Here is a 14,433-nt window from a genome sequence, read left to right as displayed (position 1 = left end):
GAGGGCGCGACCCGGGCGCCGTCGCCCGGGCGCCAGGTCCGGCCGTCCGCGGAGATGCGGCCCGGCAGCTCGGTGCGCTGCGCGTCCTCGACCCGCGCCACCGTGACGCGTTCGATCCGGCCGTCCGGAACCCGCACCTCGATCCGCGCGGACACCCGGACGGACTTCGCGCCGTCCTCGGGGGTGATCCTGATCGTGTCGCCCGGGGCCCCCGACTTCCCTTCGAGGAGGCTCCCGCCACCGGTGCATCCCACGAGGCCGGCCAGGGCCACCGCCACCAGTCCTGCTCCTGCCAGAGCGACGGCCGTGCCGGTCCCTGCCCGCTTCAGTACGTGTCTCACGCCCCGCCCAACGACCACCCCCCTCCGGGGGAAACGTGAGGGCGGGGTCTCATGAGGGAAGAACAAGGGAGGACCACGCGAGGAGAGCCACGGCCGGGACGCCGTGCGCACCGATCCGCGAGGCCGACGAGCCGCGGGAGGCCGGTCAGGTGACGAGCGCAGCCGAGCAGGAGGCAGTGCGGGAATCGGTGCGGGAGAGGGGGAGAGCGGAGACCGGCATACGCCGCCTGGACGTGTGGCCCGGGGCGGCCACCCCGCTCGGGGCGCGCTACCGCGTCGGGCCCGACGGGGTCGCGGGCACCAACTTCGCGCTCTGGGCCGGGGGCGCCGAGGCCGTCGAGGTGTGCCTCTTCGACGACGGCCCGCGCGGCGCCGGGACGATCGAGACCCGGCTCCCGCTGACCGAACTGACCCATGAGATCTGGCACGGTTTCGTGCCCGGCGTCCGTCCGGGCCAGCGGTACGGCTTCCGGGTCCACGGCCGCTGGGACCCGTGGACCGGCGCCCGCTGGAACCCGGCGAAGCTGCTGCTCGACCCGTACGCCCGCGCGGTCGACGGCGACTTCCGGCTGCCGCCCGAGGTGTACGGGCACGTGCGCGACTGGCCGCAGCGGCAGGTCGCCGACACCGTCCGCGACGAACGCGACTCCGCCCCGTACGTCCCCAAGGGCGTGGTGGTCCACGACGACGCGCCCGACGACGAGTGGGCCGACGACCGCCGCCCGAAGACCCCCTGGGCGGACTCCGTCATCTACGAACTGCACGTGAAGGGCTTCACCAAACTCCACCCCGGCATCCCGGAGGAGCTGCGCGGCACCTACGCGGGCCTGGCCCATCCCGCCGCGATCGACCATCTCCAGCGGCTCGGCGTGACCGCCGTCGAGCTGCTGCCGGTGCATCAGTTCGCCCACGAGGACCACCTCCTGCGCCGGGGCCTGCACAACTACTGGGGCTACAACTCGATCGGCTACTTCGCCCCGCACGCGGGGTACGCGGCGGGCGGCACCCGGGGCCAGCAGGTCGAGGAGTTCAAGGCGATGGTCCGCGCCCTGCACGCGGCGGGCATCGAGGTCATCCTCGACGTCGTCTACAACCACACCGCCGAGGCCGGCGAGCAGGGCCCGACCCTCTCCCTGCGGGGCATCGACAACCGCGGCTACTACCGCCTCCAGCCCGACCCCCGCGCCTACACGGACTACACCGGCTGCGGCAACACCCTCCACGTGGTCCAGCCGCAGGTCCTGCGCCTGATCACCGACTCGCTGCGCTACTGGGTCACGGAGATGGGCGTCGACGGCTTCCGCTTCGACCTGGCGGCGGCCCTCGCCCGCTCGATGCACGACGTCGACATGCTGTCGCCGTTCCTCGCGGTGATCGCGCAGGACCCGGTGCTGCGCCGGGTGAAGCTGATCGCGGAGCCCTGGGACGTCGGCAGCGGCGGCTACCAGGTGGGGGCCTTCCCGCCGCTGTGGACGGAGTGGAACGACCGGTACCGCAACGCCGTACGGGACTTCTGGCGCGGCGCGCTGCCCGACGTACGGGATCTCGGCTACCGGCTGTCCGGGTCCAGCGACCTGTACGCGTGGGGCGGCCGGCGGCCGTACGCCTCCGTCAACTTCATCACCGCGCACGACGGTTTCACCCTGCGCGACCTGGTGTCGTACGAGCACAAGCGGAACGAGGCCAACGGCGAGGACAACCGGGACGGGACGGACGACAACCGCTCCTGGAACTGCGGGGCGGAGGGCGAGAGCGACGACCCGGCCGTCAACTCCCTCCGGCGGCGCCAGCTGCGCAACCTGCTCACCACCCTGCTGGTGTCCACGGGTGTCCCGATGCTGGTCGCGGGCGACGAGATGGGCCGTACGCAAGGGGGCAGCAACAACGCGTACTGCCAGGACAACGCGGTCAGCTGGCTCGACTGGTCGCTGCTGGACCAGCCGGGCGCGCACGGCCTCTACCGGCTGACGCGCCGGCTCCTGGCGCTGCGGCACGCGCACCCCGTCCTGCGCCGCCGCGCCTTCTTCTCCGGCCGGCCGCAGGCGCCGGACGGGCTGCGGGACCTCGCGTGGTTCACCCCGCGCGGTACGGAGATGACGGACGGCGACTGGTACGCGCCGGCCTCGACGCTCGGTCTCTTCCTCTCCGGGCGGGACATCCCCGGGCGCGACGCGCGGGGCGAGAAGATCACGGACGACAGCTTCCTCACGGTCCTGCACGCGGGCGCCGAGCCGGTGGAGTTCACGCTGCCGGGGCCGCCGTGGGCGGAGGCGTACGAACTGGTCGTGGACACCTCGCTGGAGGAGCAGACGGAGGAGCCGGGCACGGTCCACGCGGGAGGGGCGGGGGTGACGCTGCCGGGGAGGTCGGTGCTGCTGTTCCGGGTGCGGGCGGAGCCGGGTGTCGGAAAAACCACATGAGCGATGTCAGTGGTGAACCGTAGGCTCGCCCCTGATGCCCGAAAAACATGCAGCCACCAAGGAACGGTCCACCGCGCAGTCCCTGCTGCGACTGTGGCCCTACGTACGACCCGTACGCCACCGCCTCGCCAGTGCGGCTTTTGTCGCGATCGTCGCGTCCTGCCTCGGCCTGGTCTTCCCTCTCATCCTCAAGTGGATGGTGGACGGCCCGGTCACCGACCGGGACACCGGCGGCATCTGGCTGGGAGCGCTGTACCTGCTGCTCCTGGGGATCGCCGAGGCGGTGCTGTTCGGGTTCCGGCGGTGGCTGGTGGCGCGTCCGCTGGCCGGGGTCGAGGCGTCGATGCGCGCCGACCTCTACCGGCACCTGCAACGGCTCCCGGTCGCCTTCCACGACCGCTGGCCGTCGGGACAGCTGCTGTCGCGCGGTACGACGGACCTGATGCTGCTGCGGATGTTCTTCGCGTTCCCGCTGACGTTCCTGGTGGTGAACACGGTCACGATCCTGGCCGGCTTCGTGATCCTGCTCATGCAGGACTGGTCGCTCGGGCTGGTGCTGCTCGCTCCCGTCGTGCCGCTGGTCGTCCTCTGCTCGCTCTTCGAGTCGCGGTACAGCGCGGTCGCCCGGCGGGCGCAGGACCAGGTCGGGGATCTGACGACGGTGGTCGAGGAGGGTGTGCTCGGCATCCGGATCATCAAGGGCTTCGGCCGGCACCGCAGCCAGTCGCGCGCCTTCCACGCGCTCGCCGGGACGCTGCGGAGCACCGAGCTGGCCAAGGCGCGGCTGCTGGCGGCGATCTGGGCGCTGATCATGACGCTCCCGGAGCTGGCCATCGGCGCGGCCCTGGTGCTGGGCACGATCCAGGTGGCGGACGGTGACCTGTCGGCGGGCACGCTGGTGGCGTTCCTGTCGACGGCGCTGGCGCTGCGGTGGCCGGTGGAGTCGATGGGGTTCCTGCTGGCGATGAGCCAGGAGTCGGCGACGGCGACCGAGCGCTTCTTCGAGGTGATGGACGTACCGGAAGAGGTCGAGGACGACGCCGACGCGGCGGGGTCCGGGAGCGCGGCGCCGGAGGGCGCGGGCGGGCTGCGGTTCGAGGGGGTGTCGTTCCGCTATCCCGACGCCGAGGCGGACTCCGTACCCGTCCTCGACCGGATCGACCTGCACATCAGGCCGGGCGAGACGATGGCGCTGGTCGGGGCGACCGGTTCCGGAAAGACGACGCTGACCGCGCTGGTCCCGAGGCTGCACGAGGTGACGGCGGGGCGGATCACGCTCGACGGCCAGGACGTCGGGCTGATGCCGCGCGCGCGGCTGCGGGAGCTGGTGTCGGTGGCGTTCGAGGAGCCGACGCTGTTCTCGGCGAGTGTCGGGGAGAACGTGCTGATGGGCGCGGAGGGCGCGGGCGAGGAGGCCCTGGGGCGGGCGCTGGACGTGGCCCAGGCCGGGTTCGTGAGGGATCTGCCGGAGGGTACGGCGACCCAGGTCGGCGAGCAGGGGCACAGCCTCTCCGGCGGCCAGCGGCAACGGCTCGCGCTGGCGCGGGCGGTGGTGGGACGGCCGCGCTTCCTGGTGCTCGACGATCCGCTGTCGGCGCTGGACGTGCACACGGAGGCGCTGGTGGAGGCGGCCCTGCGGCGGGTGCTGCGGGAGACGACCGCGCTGGTGGTGGCGCACCGGCCGTCGACGGTGCTGCTGGCGGACCGGGTGGCGCTGATCTCGGGGGGCCGGATCACGGCGGTGGGCACGCATCAGGAGCTGCTGCGGAGCAGTGAGGAGTACGCGTGGCTGATGTCGGGGGCGCGGGCCGGGGACGCCGGGGCCCTGGGCGCGGCGGAGGACGTCAAGGCGCTGGAGGGCGCTGGAGGATCGGCCGCCGGAGGGGTGGAGGCCGCGGAGGGGTCGGAGGCCGCGGAGAGGTCCGGGGCCGCCGACGCGCTGGAGGCTGTGCGGGCCGCTGAGGTTGTCGAGGCCGCCGAGGCCATGGAGGCGGTTGAGGCCGCGGAGGAGAACGCCCGATGAGTACGTCCACCACGACCGGTACGGACACGGGCGGCGGGCAGCCCGCAGAAGCCCCCGCCACCGCCACCGCCCCCGGGGCCACCGACGCGCCGCCCTCGCTCACGAAGGCCCCCGCGTCCGGCGACCCGTTCGACCGGGACGCCCTGCCCGCTCCCCCGCGCGCGACCGGCACCCTGCTGCGCTCGCTGCTGCGCGCCCACCGCCCCCGCGTGATCGTGGCCACGCTGCTCCTGCTGCTCCAGCAGGCCGCGTCCCAGGCGGGCCCGCTGCTCGTCGCGTACGCCATCGACCGGGGGGTGCCCGCGTTCCGGGACGGCGACCACGGTCCGGTCGTCTCCGTGGGCGCCGGGTACCTGATCTGCGCGCTGGGCTCGGGCGGCTTCCAGTGGGCGTTCATCCTGGCCTCCGCGCGGATCAACCAGGACGTGCTCCTCGACCTGCGCGGCCGGATCTTCCGCCACGCCCAGGCGCTGAGTGTGGACTTCCACGAGCGCTACACCTCGGGCCGGCTGATCTCCCGGTCGACCACGGACGTGGAGTCGCTGCGGGAACTGCTCAGCGAGGGCCTCCAGGAACTCATCGCGGTGGTGCTGGCGTTCGTCTACATCTCGGCGATGCTGCTCTACCTGGACCTGGGGCTCGGCGCGCTGGCCGTGCTCTCGTTCGTGCCGCTGTACCTGCTGGTACGGCTCTACCAGAAGCGGGCGGGCCGGATCTTCGGCATCCGCTCGACCGCGATCGCCGCCGTCATCGTGAAGTTCGCGGAGACGATGAACGGCATCAGGCCGGTGCAGGCGTTCCGGCGCGAGCGCGCCAACGACGCGGACTTCGAGCGGCTCAACGACCGCCACCGGCTCAGCAACGGCGACGCCCTGCTGGAGATGGCCCGTTACGTCGTCGGCTCCCGGCTCGTCGCGAACGTGGCGGTCGCCGGGATCGTGCTCTGGGGCGCGTACCGGGTGGCGGACGGCACGCTGGCGCTCGGGGTGCTGGCGGCGGCGGTGCTCTACCTGCGGCGGCTGTACGACCCGATCGACCGGCTCGGGATGTTCCTGAACTCGTACCAGTCGGCCGCCGCTTCGCTGGAGAAGATCGCGGGGCTGCTGGCCCAGACTCCCTCGGTGCCGGAGGCCGCGTCGCCGCGTCCGCTGCCGGCCCGCGCGGGCGGTCTGCCGGGCCGCGAGGTCGTCTTCGACGGGGTGAGCTTCTCGTACCGTACGGGTGGTGAGATCCTCCCGCGCTTCGACCTGACCCTCCCGGCGGGCCAGACGGTCGCGGTCGTCGGCTCGACGGGCGCGGGCAAGTCCACGCTCGCCAAGCTGCTGGCGCGCTTCTACGACCCGACGGAGGGCCGCGTCCTGCTCGACGGGGTCGACCTGCGGGAGCTGGACACCCCCGAACTGCGGCGCGGGGTCGTGATGGTGACGCAGGAGGCGTTCCTGTTCTCCGGCACGGTCGCGGAGAACATCGCGATCGGCCGCCCGGACGCGACCCGCGAGGAGATCGAGGCGGCGGCGAGGGCCATCGGGGCGCACGAGTTCATCGCGACGCTGCCGGACGGCTACGACACGGACGTCCGCAAGCGCGGCGGCCGCATCTCCGCCGGCCAGCGCCAGCTGGTGGCCTTCGCGCGGGCCCTGCTCGCCGACCCGGCGGTGCTGATCCTGGACGAGGCGACCAGCTCGCTGGACATCCCGGGCGAGCGGGCGGTGCAGCGCGCGATGGACACCGTCCTGCGCGGCCGTACGGCGGTGGTGATCGCCCACCGCCTCTCGACGGTCGAGATCGCGGACCGGGTGCTGGTGATGGAACACGGCCGCGTGGTCGAGGACGGCCCCCCGGCGGACCTGATCGCGGGCACAGGCCGCTTCGCGGGCCTGCACCGCGCGTGGCGCGAGAGCCTGGCGTGACGCGGGCGGGCCGGCCCGGGCAGCCGGGCCGGCCCGCTCGGTGACCGGTCCGTGGCATGGAATGCGCCACAGTTCGAGTGAGCCGTGCGCGCGTTCGCTTTCGTGTGGTCAACACTGTGTTCATCGATGACACATTCGAGTTTGGCCGGGACGAAGTCCGGCAGGTCGGGGCGGGGCGAACCCGGGACGGCATCGCGGTGATCACCGGCGAAACGTCCGCTTAACGAACAGGGCCTTTCGGGCACCGGACGATTTCCGGCCAACTTCTTGACGCGGTCCTGACAGACGGGTCTCACGACTGCGACTCTTCCCCCGTTCTCCGCACCACCGGTACGGCGCCACTTCGTACCGCAGCACTCGCTCCGCAGGCTCTGCCCGGGCTGCTCACCGTGCGGCCCGGTACCCCCATCGCAGAAGGAGTTCGCGTGAGACCCACGCCCAGCCGTCGTGCCACCGCGACCGGCGCTCTGATCGCCGCAGCAGCTCTTCTCACCGTCGGTGTGCAGGCAGGTACCGCCACCGCACAGCCCGACAGCGCCCCCAAGGCACCGGTCGCCGGCAAGGCGGACCCCGGTGCGCTGCCGCGCGATCTCTCCCCCGCCCAGCGCACCGCGCTGATAAAGGCGGCCGACGCTTCCAAGGCGGAGACCGCCAAGGAGCTCGGCCTGGGCGCACAGGAGAAGCTCGCGGTCCGTGACGTCGTGCAGGACGTCGACGGCACCACGCACACCCGCTTCGAGCGCACCTACGCGGGCCTGCCGGTCCTCGGCGGTGACCTCATCGTCGAGGAGACGAAGGCGGGGAAGACCGAGTCGGTCACGAAGTCGTCGAAGGCCGTTCTGAAGAACGTCGACCTCTCCGCGGACGTGACTCCGGCCGTCGCCGAGAAGCAGGCCCTCGGCCTCGCCGTGGCGGACGGTTCGAAGAAGACCGCCGCCGAGCGCGCCCCGCGCAAGGTCGTCTGGGCCGCCAACGGCACCCCGACCCTGGCGTACGAGACGGTCGTCGGCGGGCTCCAGGAGGACGGGACCCCGAACGAGCTGCACGTCATCACGGACGCGGCCACCGGCAAGAAGATCTTCGAGTACCAGGGCGTCGACAACGGCGTGGGCAACACGCAGTACAGCGGCCAGGTCACCCTCGGGTCCGTCCAGTCGGGCTCGACCTGGAACCTGACCGACTCGACGCGCGGCAACCACAAGACGTACAACCTCAACCGGGGTACGTCGGGCACCGGCACCCTCTTCTCGGGCCCCGACGACGTCTGGGGCAACGGTGTCGCGTCCAACGCGGAGACCGCGGGCGCCGACGCCGCCTACGGTGCCGCGGAGACGTGGGACTACTTCAAGAACGTGCACGGGCGCACCGGCATCCGCGGTGACGGAGTCGGCGCGTACTCCCGCGTGCACTACGGCAACAACTACGTCAACGCCTTCTGGCAGGACGCCTGCTTCTGCATGACGTACGGCGACGGCTCGGGCAACGCGAAGCCCCTCACGTCCATCGACGTGGCGGCCCACGAGATGTCCCACGGCGTCACCGCCAACACCGCCGGCCTGATCTACAGCGGTGAGTCGGGCGGCCTCAACGAGGCCACCTCCGACATCTTCGCCGCGGCCGTCGAGTTCTACTCCAACCAGCCCGCGGACCCCGCGGACTACCTGGTCGGCGAGAAGATCGACATCAACGGCAACGGCACCCCGCTGCGCTACATGGACAAGCCGAGCAAGGACGGCGCGTCCAAGGACGCGTGGTACTCGGGCCTCGGCGGCATCGACGTCCACTACTCCTCGGGTCCGGCGAACCACTTCTTCTACCTGCTCTCCGAGGGCAGCGGCGTCAAGACCATCAACGGCGTCACCTACGACTCGCCGACCTCGGACGGCCTGCCGGTGACCGGCATCGGCCGGGCCAAGGCCGAGCAGATCTGGTTCAAGGCGCTCTCCACGAAGTTCGGCACCTCGACGAACTACGCGGCCGCCCGTACCGGCACGCTCGCGGTCGCCAGTGACCTCTACGGCGGTACGAGCAGCGTCGAGTACAAGGCCGTGCAGGACGCCTGGGCCGCCATCAACGTCGGTACCCGCTCGGGCACCCCGCCGCCGGACCCGAGCAAGGTCTTCGAGTCCAACACCCAGGTCGCCATCCCGGACAACGGCGCCGCGGTGACCTCGACGGTCAACGTCACCGGCCTCACGGGCAACGCCCCGACCAACCTCCAGGTCAGCGTGGACATCACGCACACCTGGCGCGGTGACCTGGTCATCGACCTGGTGGCCCCGGACGGCACGGCCTACCGGGTCAAGGCCGCCAGCAGCGGTGACTCGGCGGACAACGTGGTCGAGACGTACACCGTGAACGCCTCCTCGGAGGTCGCCAACGGTGCCTGGAAGCTCAAGGTCCAGGACGTCGCGTCGGCGGACACCGGCCGGATCAACAGCTTCAAGCTCCAGTTCTGACCCACAGCGCGTGAATGAGAGTGCCGCCCGGAGTGTGATCACTCCGGGCGGCACTTTTTCCTGTGTGGGCGCGGGTACGGACTAGTTGGGGTTGCCCGCGTTCGTCAGGGTCTCCCACGCGACGAACAGGTTGTTCGTCCCCGAGGGCCGCTGCCGCTCGGTGAGCGTCTGGGTGTTGGACATCGCCACGCCGTGGAGTGTGTTCAGGGTGTTGAACCCGACCTCGGTGATCGGGCCGAGGCCGCGGACCACACTGCCGCCGCACAGGTTCGACGGGACGGGCTGCGCCTGGATCTCGTACCGGGACTGGAAGCCCAGCGCCTGCCGCAGCCGCTCACCGACCTGCGGGTACAGGTCCTGCCCCTGGAGGCGCGCGGTCTCCAGGACGTGCGAGACCGACGAGATGCCGTAACCGGTGTGGACGAAGTCCCGGCAGGTCTCCTGGGTGAGACCCGTCATCGCCGAGCCGAACGTGCTCTGGCCCTGCCAGTAACTGACGATCTTCGCCGTGGTGTTGAGGTTCTGGCTCGGGACCGTCTTCGGCAGCGCGCCGTCCGACGCCAGGTAGATGTAGGCCGGCACCCGGGTCAGGTAGCGGCTGATGGAACTGTCGTACGCCGCCTTGTCGTTGAGGTAGACGGAGATGCTGGTGGACGCCTCCACCATCGTCAGCTCCCAGTTCCCGTTGGAGTTGGAACCGGCGAGGAGCTTCGGCAGGTAGACGTTGCGCAGCATCGTGTCGAACCGGCCCGAGTTGGCCCAGTTGCCGCGTACGTACTTGATGATCTCCGCGGCCTTGGGCCAGGACGAGCCCGCCCAGCCGGTCTGGAGCGGCGCGTTGGAGTTGGTGTGGTCCTTGATGGTGCCGGACCAGGCGTCCATGAGCTGGATCGCCTTCTGCGCGTAGGCGTCGTCGCGCGTGATGTACCAGATCAGCGCGTCGGTGTACGCGGCGATCGCGTCCTCACGCTCGTCCGTGCAGCCGTTGTTGGGATTGGAGTACGAGCCGCACTCGACGGTCGCGCGGGGCTTGGCGGTACGGGACAGGGACGCGTACTTGCTCGCGACCATCTGGTCGTACGCGGCCTTCCAGGGCTGCGCCCCGGCCTGCACCTTGCTGCGGACGAAATCGAGCTGTGCGGTGTTGAGGTTCACGCCGGGGTGCGTGAAGGCCGCCGGAGCGGCGGCGACGGCCGGGGCGGCGACCGCGGCCTTCACCCCCTCCGGGGCCTTGGCGGCGGAGGCGGGAGCCATGAAGACGCCGGCGGTGACGCCGGCCAGGGCGGCGGAGAGTCCGAGGACTCTCGCGATGTGTCCGGGGCGCATGTGGGGGGCCTTCCGGGTCAGTGGAGGTCCTCAACTCGGTTCACCCATATGAACTTCGGGTGAAGTTGTGAACCCTGTTGGAACGAGGAACTTAGAACCAACGCATGAACACGTCAAGGTCTGGACCTATGCGGATCATGGGTGGACATGCCAAGGGCCGGGCTCCCGGGAGCCCGGCCCCGACCGGCGGCACCTCAACGCCTCAGCGCCTCAGAATCCCGGCACGTCAGCACGTCAGAACGTCGGCACGTCAGCACCTACGTCACCGCATCAGCACCCCCGCGCCGTCCCCCGCCGTCTCCGTGGGCAGGGCGACCAGCCCCAGCTCCGCGCTCGTCGCGAGCAGCGGGTGGGCCGGCAGGACCCGGACCGTGTAGCCGTACGGGCCCGTACGGTCCAGGGAGAGCGGCCCCTCGTACACCCAGCGGCCCTCGGGATCGGGGCCGCCGGCCGGCTTGAGCGGGAAGGTCTGCGCGTCCGCGATCGCGTCGTCGGAGCCGACCCGCCCGGCCACCGCCTGCACCTCCACCTCGTCGGGGCGCAGGTCGCCGAGGCCGATCCGGACGCGCAGCGCGAGGGTCGAGCCCAGCTCCGCCGTACCGCCGGCCGTGGTCTCCACCGGGGCCGTGGCGGACGGGACCGTCTCGACGTGGTCCACCGACACCCGGGGCCACAGCTCCCGCGCCCGGCCCTTCCACTCGGCCAGTTCGGTCGCGGTGGCGGCGTCCAGGGTGCGGTGGGCGCGGGCGGCCGGCGCGTACAGCCGCTCCACGTAGTCACGGACCATCCGTCCCGCGAGCACCTTCGGCCCCAGGGTGATCAGGGTGCGGCGGACCATCTCGATCCACCGGCCCGGCAGCGCCTCGCCGCCCCCGTCGCCGCTGCCGCCGTCCCCGGCCGCGTCCCGGTCGTAGAAGCGGGGCGCGACCCGGTCCTCGATCAGCTCGTAGAGCGCGCCCGCCTCCAGGTCGTCCCTGCGGTTCTCGTCGGCGGTCACGCCGTCCGCCGTCGGGATGGCCCAGCCGAAGTCCGGCTCGAACCATTCGTCCCACCAGCCGTCCAGCACCGACAGGTTGAGGCAGCCGTTGAGCGCGGCCTTCATCCCGCTGGTCCCGCACGCCTCCAGCGGCCGCAGCGGGTTGTTCAGCCAGACGTCGCAGCCCGGGTAGAGCTTCTTCGCCATCCGCATGCCGTAGTCGGGCAGGAAGACGATGCGGTGGCGCACCCGCATGTCGTCGGCGAACCGCACCAGTTCCTGCACCAGCCGCTTGCCGCCGTCGTCCGCCGGATGCGCCTTGCCCGCGACGACGATCTGGACGGGCCGCTCGGGGTGGAGCAGCATCGCCCTGAGCCGGTCGCGGTCGCGCAGCATCAGGGTGAGGCGTTTGTACGAGGGGACCCGGCGGGCGAAGCCGATGGTCAGGACGTCCGGGTCCAGCACGCCGTCGATCCAGCCCAGTTCGGCCTCCGCCGCGCCCCGCTGGAGCCAGGACGCGCGCAGCCGCTCCCGTACCTCGTCGACCAACTGCCCGCGCAGCGACCTCCGTACGGCCCAGATGTCGGCGTCCGGGATGTCCTCCACCGAGTCCCAGCGGGGCTCGCCGCCCACGGACAGGGCGTGTTCGGCCCGTTCGGTGCCGACCCGCTCGGCGCCCAGCCGGGCGACCTCGGGCGCGACCCAGGTCGGCGCGTGCACCCCGTTGGTCACGGAGCCGATCGGCACCTCCTCCGGGTCGAAGCCCGGCCACAGCCCGGAGAACATCTCGCGGCTGACGGCGCCGTGCAGGGTGGAGACGCCGTTGGCCCGCTGGGCGAGCCGCAGCCCCATCACGGCCATGTTGAAGAGGTGGGGCTGACCGCCCGGGTAGGTCTCCAGGCCGAGGGCGAGGATGCGCTCGGCGTCCACGCCGGGCAGCTCGCCGTCGTCGCCGAAGTGGTGCGCGACGAGCGAGCGGTCGAAGCGGTCGATGCCGGCGGGCACGGGGGTGTGGGTGGTGAAGACCGTACCGGCCCTGACGGCCTCCAGGGCCGCGTCGAACGCGAGCCCGGTGTCCGCGAGTTCACGGATGCGCTCCAGGCCGAGGAAGCCGGCGTGCCCCTCGTTGGTGTGGAACACCTCGGGCGCGGCGTGGCCGGTGAGCCGGCAGTACGTACGCACCGCGCGCACCCCGCCGATGCCGAGGAGCATCTCCTGGAGCAGCCGGTGCTCGCTGCCGCCGCCGTACAGCCGGTCGGTGACGTCCCGCTCGCCGGGGCCGTTCTCCTCGGTGTCCGAGTCGAGCATCAGCAGCGGGACGCGGCCCACCTGCGCCTGCCAGACGCGGGCGTGCAGCGTGCGCCGTCCCGGCAGGGTGAGGGCCACCAGCGCGGGGGTGCCGTCCTCCTCGCGCAGGAGGGTCAGCGGCAGTTCGTTCGGGTCGAGGACGGGGTACTGCTCCTGCTGCCAGCCGTCCCGGGAGAGGGACTGCCGGAAGTAGCCGTGCCGGTAGAGCAGGCCCACACCGATCAGCGGTACGCCGAGGTCGCTGGCGGCCTTGAGGTGGTCGCCGGCGAGGATGCCGAGCCCGCCCGAGTACTGCGGCAGCGCGGCGGTGACGCCGAACTCGGGCGAGAAGTAGCCGATGGCCGCGGGCAGCTCCCCACCGCCCCCGTCGTTCTCCTGGTACCAGCGGGGGCCGTGCAGATACGTGTCGAGGTCGGCGGAGGCGGCGCTCAGGGTGCGCAGGAAAGCGCGGTCCCCGGCCAGCTCGGCCAGGCGGGCCGCGGAGACGCCCCCGAGGAACCGCACGGGGTCGCCGTCGGCCTGCCGCCAGCCGGCGGGGTCGACGGACTCGAAGAGCTCTCGGGTCTCGGTGTGCCAGGACCAGCGCAGATTGCGCGCCAGGTCTCCGAGTGGTCGCAGCGGGTCGGGCAGGACGGGGCGGACGGTGAACCGACGGATTGCCTTCACGTGCTCCACCTTCGCAGGGGACGTACGGGCTGGAGGGGACACACGACGATGTGCGTCCCACCGTCCCCCCGACGGTAGCCGTACGCCCCCCGTTCCAACCACGGCGCATTGAGATGTGCGCCCCCCTGGGGAGGTGGCGGGAGTGATGACCGAGAGGGTGGAGAGGGTAGCCGTTCATCTCCTGATGACGTAGGAGATACACGCGAACAGATTGTCCGGCGGAAAATATTGGGAAGGCTCATGCGGTACGTACGGCACACGATCCAGCGCTATTCGAGTGAACGCGGACGGGAGCCGACATGGCCGCAGCCTCTCAGTCGCCGACCGAGCAGCTACAAAGAACGGTAAAACATCCCAAAAGACCACAGAACTTACGGAGCCCCCACAGGTCCTCATCCACCTCGCCCGTTCCCCCCGTTTCCCCCGTTCCGACCACCCCTTCCACCCCTTCCACCAGACCACCCGTACCACCCGAAGCACCCGCCCTGCCTGTCACGCCCGCACAGCACCCAGGTGATCCAGTGAAACCGCTGATTGGTCGCATTCCCGTCCTGGACGTCCATCCGCTCGTCGACTGCGGCAAACGCCCCGCGAAGGCGGTGAGCGGTGAAACCTTCCAGGTCACCGCCACCGTCTTCCGCGAGGGCCATGACGCGGTGGCGGCCAATGTCGTCCTCACGGATCCATCGGGCCGCCCCGGCCCGTGGACCCCCATGCACGAGCTCGCCCCCGGCACCGACCGCTGGGGCGCCGAGGTCACCCCCACCGAGGAAGGCCGCTGGACCTACACCGTGGAGGCCTGGAGCGACCCCGTCGCGACCTGGCGCCACACCGCCGGGATCAAGATCCCGGCGGGCATCGACACCGAACTGGTCCTCGCCGAGGGGGCCGACCTGTACGAACGCGCCGCCGTCGGCGTACCGAAGAAGGACGGCCGGGAGGCTGTGCTCGCCGCCGCCGACGCGCTGCGCGACCGGGACCGCCCCGCCGGGGCCCGGCTGGCC

Annotated in this window: 8 protein-coding genes; 5 read left to right on the top strand and 3 right to left on the bottom strand. The window is 71.6% G+C overall.

Features of this window, described 5'->3' with window-relative positions; all coding sequences use genetic code 11:
- Positions 1–278 (bottom strand): Ig-like domain-containing protein (locus tag GT042_RS33355; RefSeq protein WP_345944018.1); only part of this gene is annotated, 278 nt, incomplete at its 3' end.
- Between the two features lie 212 nt (positions 279–490).
- Here GT042_RS33355 and glgX point away from each other — a divergent pair.
- From glgX to GT042_RS33335, 4 genes are all read left to right on the top strand, one after another.
- Positions 491–2,761, top strand: coding sequence for a glycogen debranching protein GlgX (gene glgX, locus GT042_RS33350; RefSeq protein WP_161312420.1), 2,271 nt, complete (start codon positions 491–493; stop codon positions 2,759–2,761).
- A gap of 34 nt (positions 2,762–2,795) precedes the next feature.
- Positions 2,796–4,784, top strand: coding sequence for an ABC transporter ATP-binding protein (locus GT042_RS33345; protein WP_161312419.1), 1,989 nt, complete (start codon positions 2,796–2,798; stop codon positions 4,782–4,784).
- Positions 4,781–6,694, top strand: a complete 1,914-nt coding sequence (locus GT042_RS33340) for an ABC transporter ATP-binding protein (protein ID WP_161312418.1) — start codon at positions 4,781–4,783, stop codon at positions 6,692–6,694. Before GT042_RS33345 ends, GT042_RS33340 begins: the two co-directional genes overlap by 4 nt.
- 425 nt (positions 6,695–7,119) lie before the next feature.
- Complete coding sequence (locus GT042_RS33335) at positions 7,120–9,153, top strand: M4 family metallopeptidase (protein WP_161312417.1); 2,034 nt, start codon at positions 7,120–7,122, stop codon at positions 9,151–9,153.
- Positions 9,154–9,234: 81 nt separating this feature from the next.
- Here the strand turns inward: GT042_RS33335 and GT042_RS33330 are convergent, their stop codons facing one another.
- Together GT042_RS33330 and glgP are read right to left on the bottom strand one after the other, a co-directional pair.
- Positions 9,235–10,479 (bottom strand): alginate lyase family protein, encoded by a 1,245-nt coding sequence (locus GT042_RS33330; protein ID WP_161312416.1) that lies wholly within the window; start codon positions 10,477–10,479, stop codon positions 9,235–9,237.
- Between the two features lie 262 nt (positions 10,480–10,741).
- Entirely contained in the window at positions 10,742–13,429 is a 2,688-nt protein-coding gene (glgP, locus tag GT042_RS33325; protein ID WP_161312415.1) for an alpha-glucan family phosphorylase, read from the bottom strand.
- Between the two features lie 530 nt (positions 13,430–13,959).
- On the opposite strand from glgP, the gene GT042_RS33320 reads away from it, so the two are divergent.
- The coding region (locus GT042_RS33320) for a maltotransferase domain-containing protein (protein WP_161312421.1) at positions 13,960–14,433 on the top strand (474 nt) is incomplete at its 3' end.

Source organism: Streptomyces sp. SID3212, assembly GCF_009865405.1.
Lineage (GTDB): Bacteria > Actinomycetota > Actinomycetes > Streptomycetales > Streptomycetaceae > Streptomyces.
Note: the sequence above shows the minus strand (reverse complement) of the source record. Positions and strands in the feature narration are given on the sequence as shown.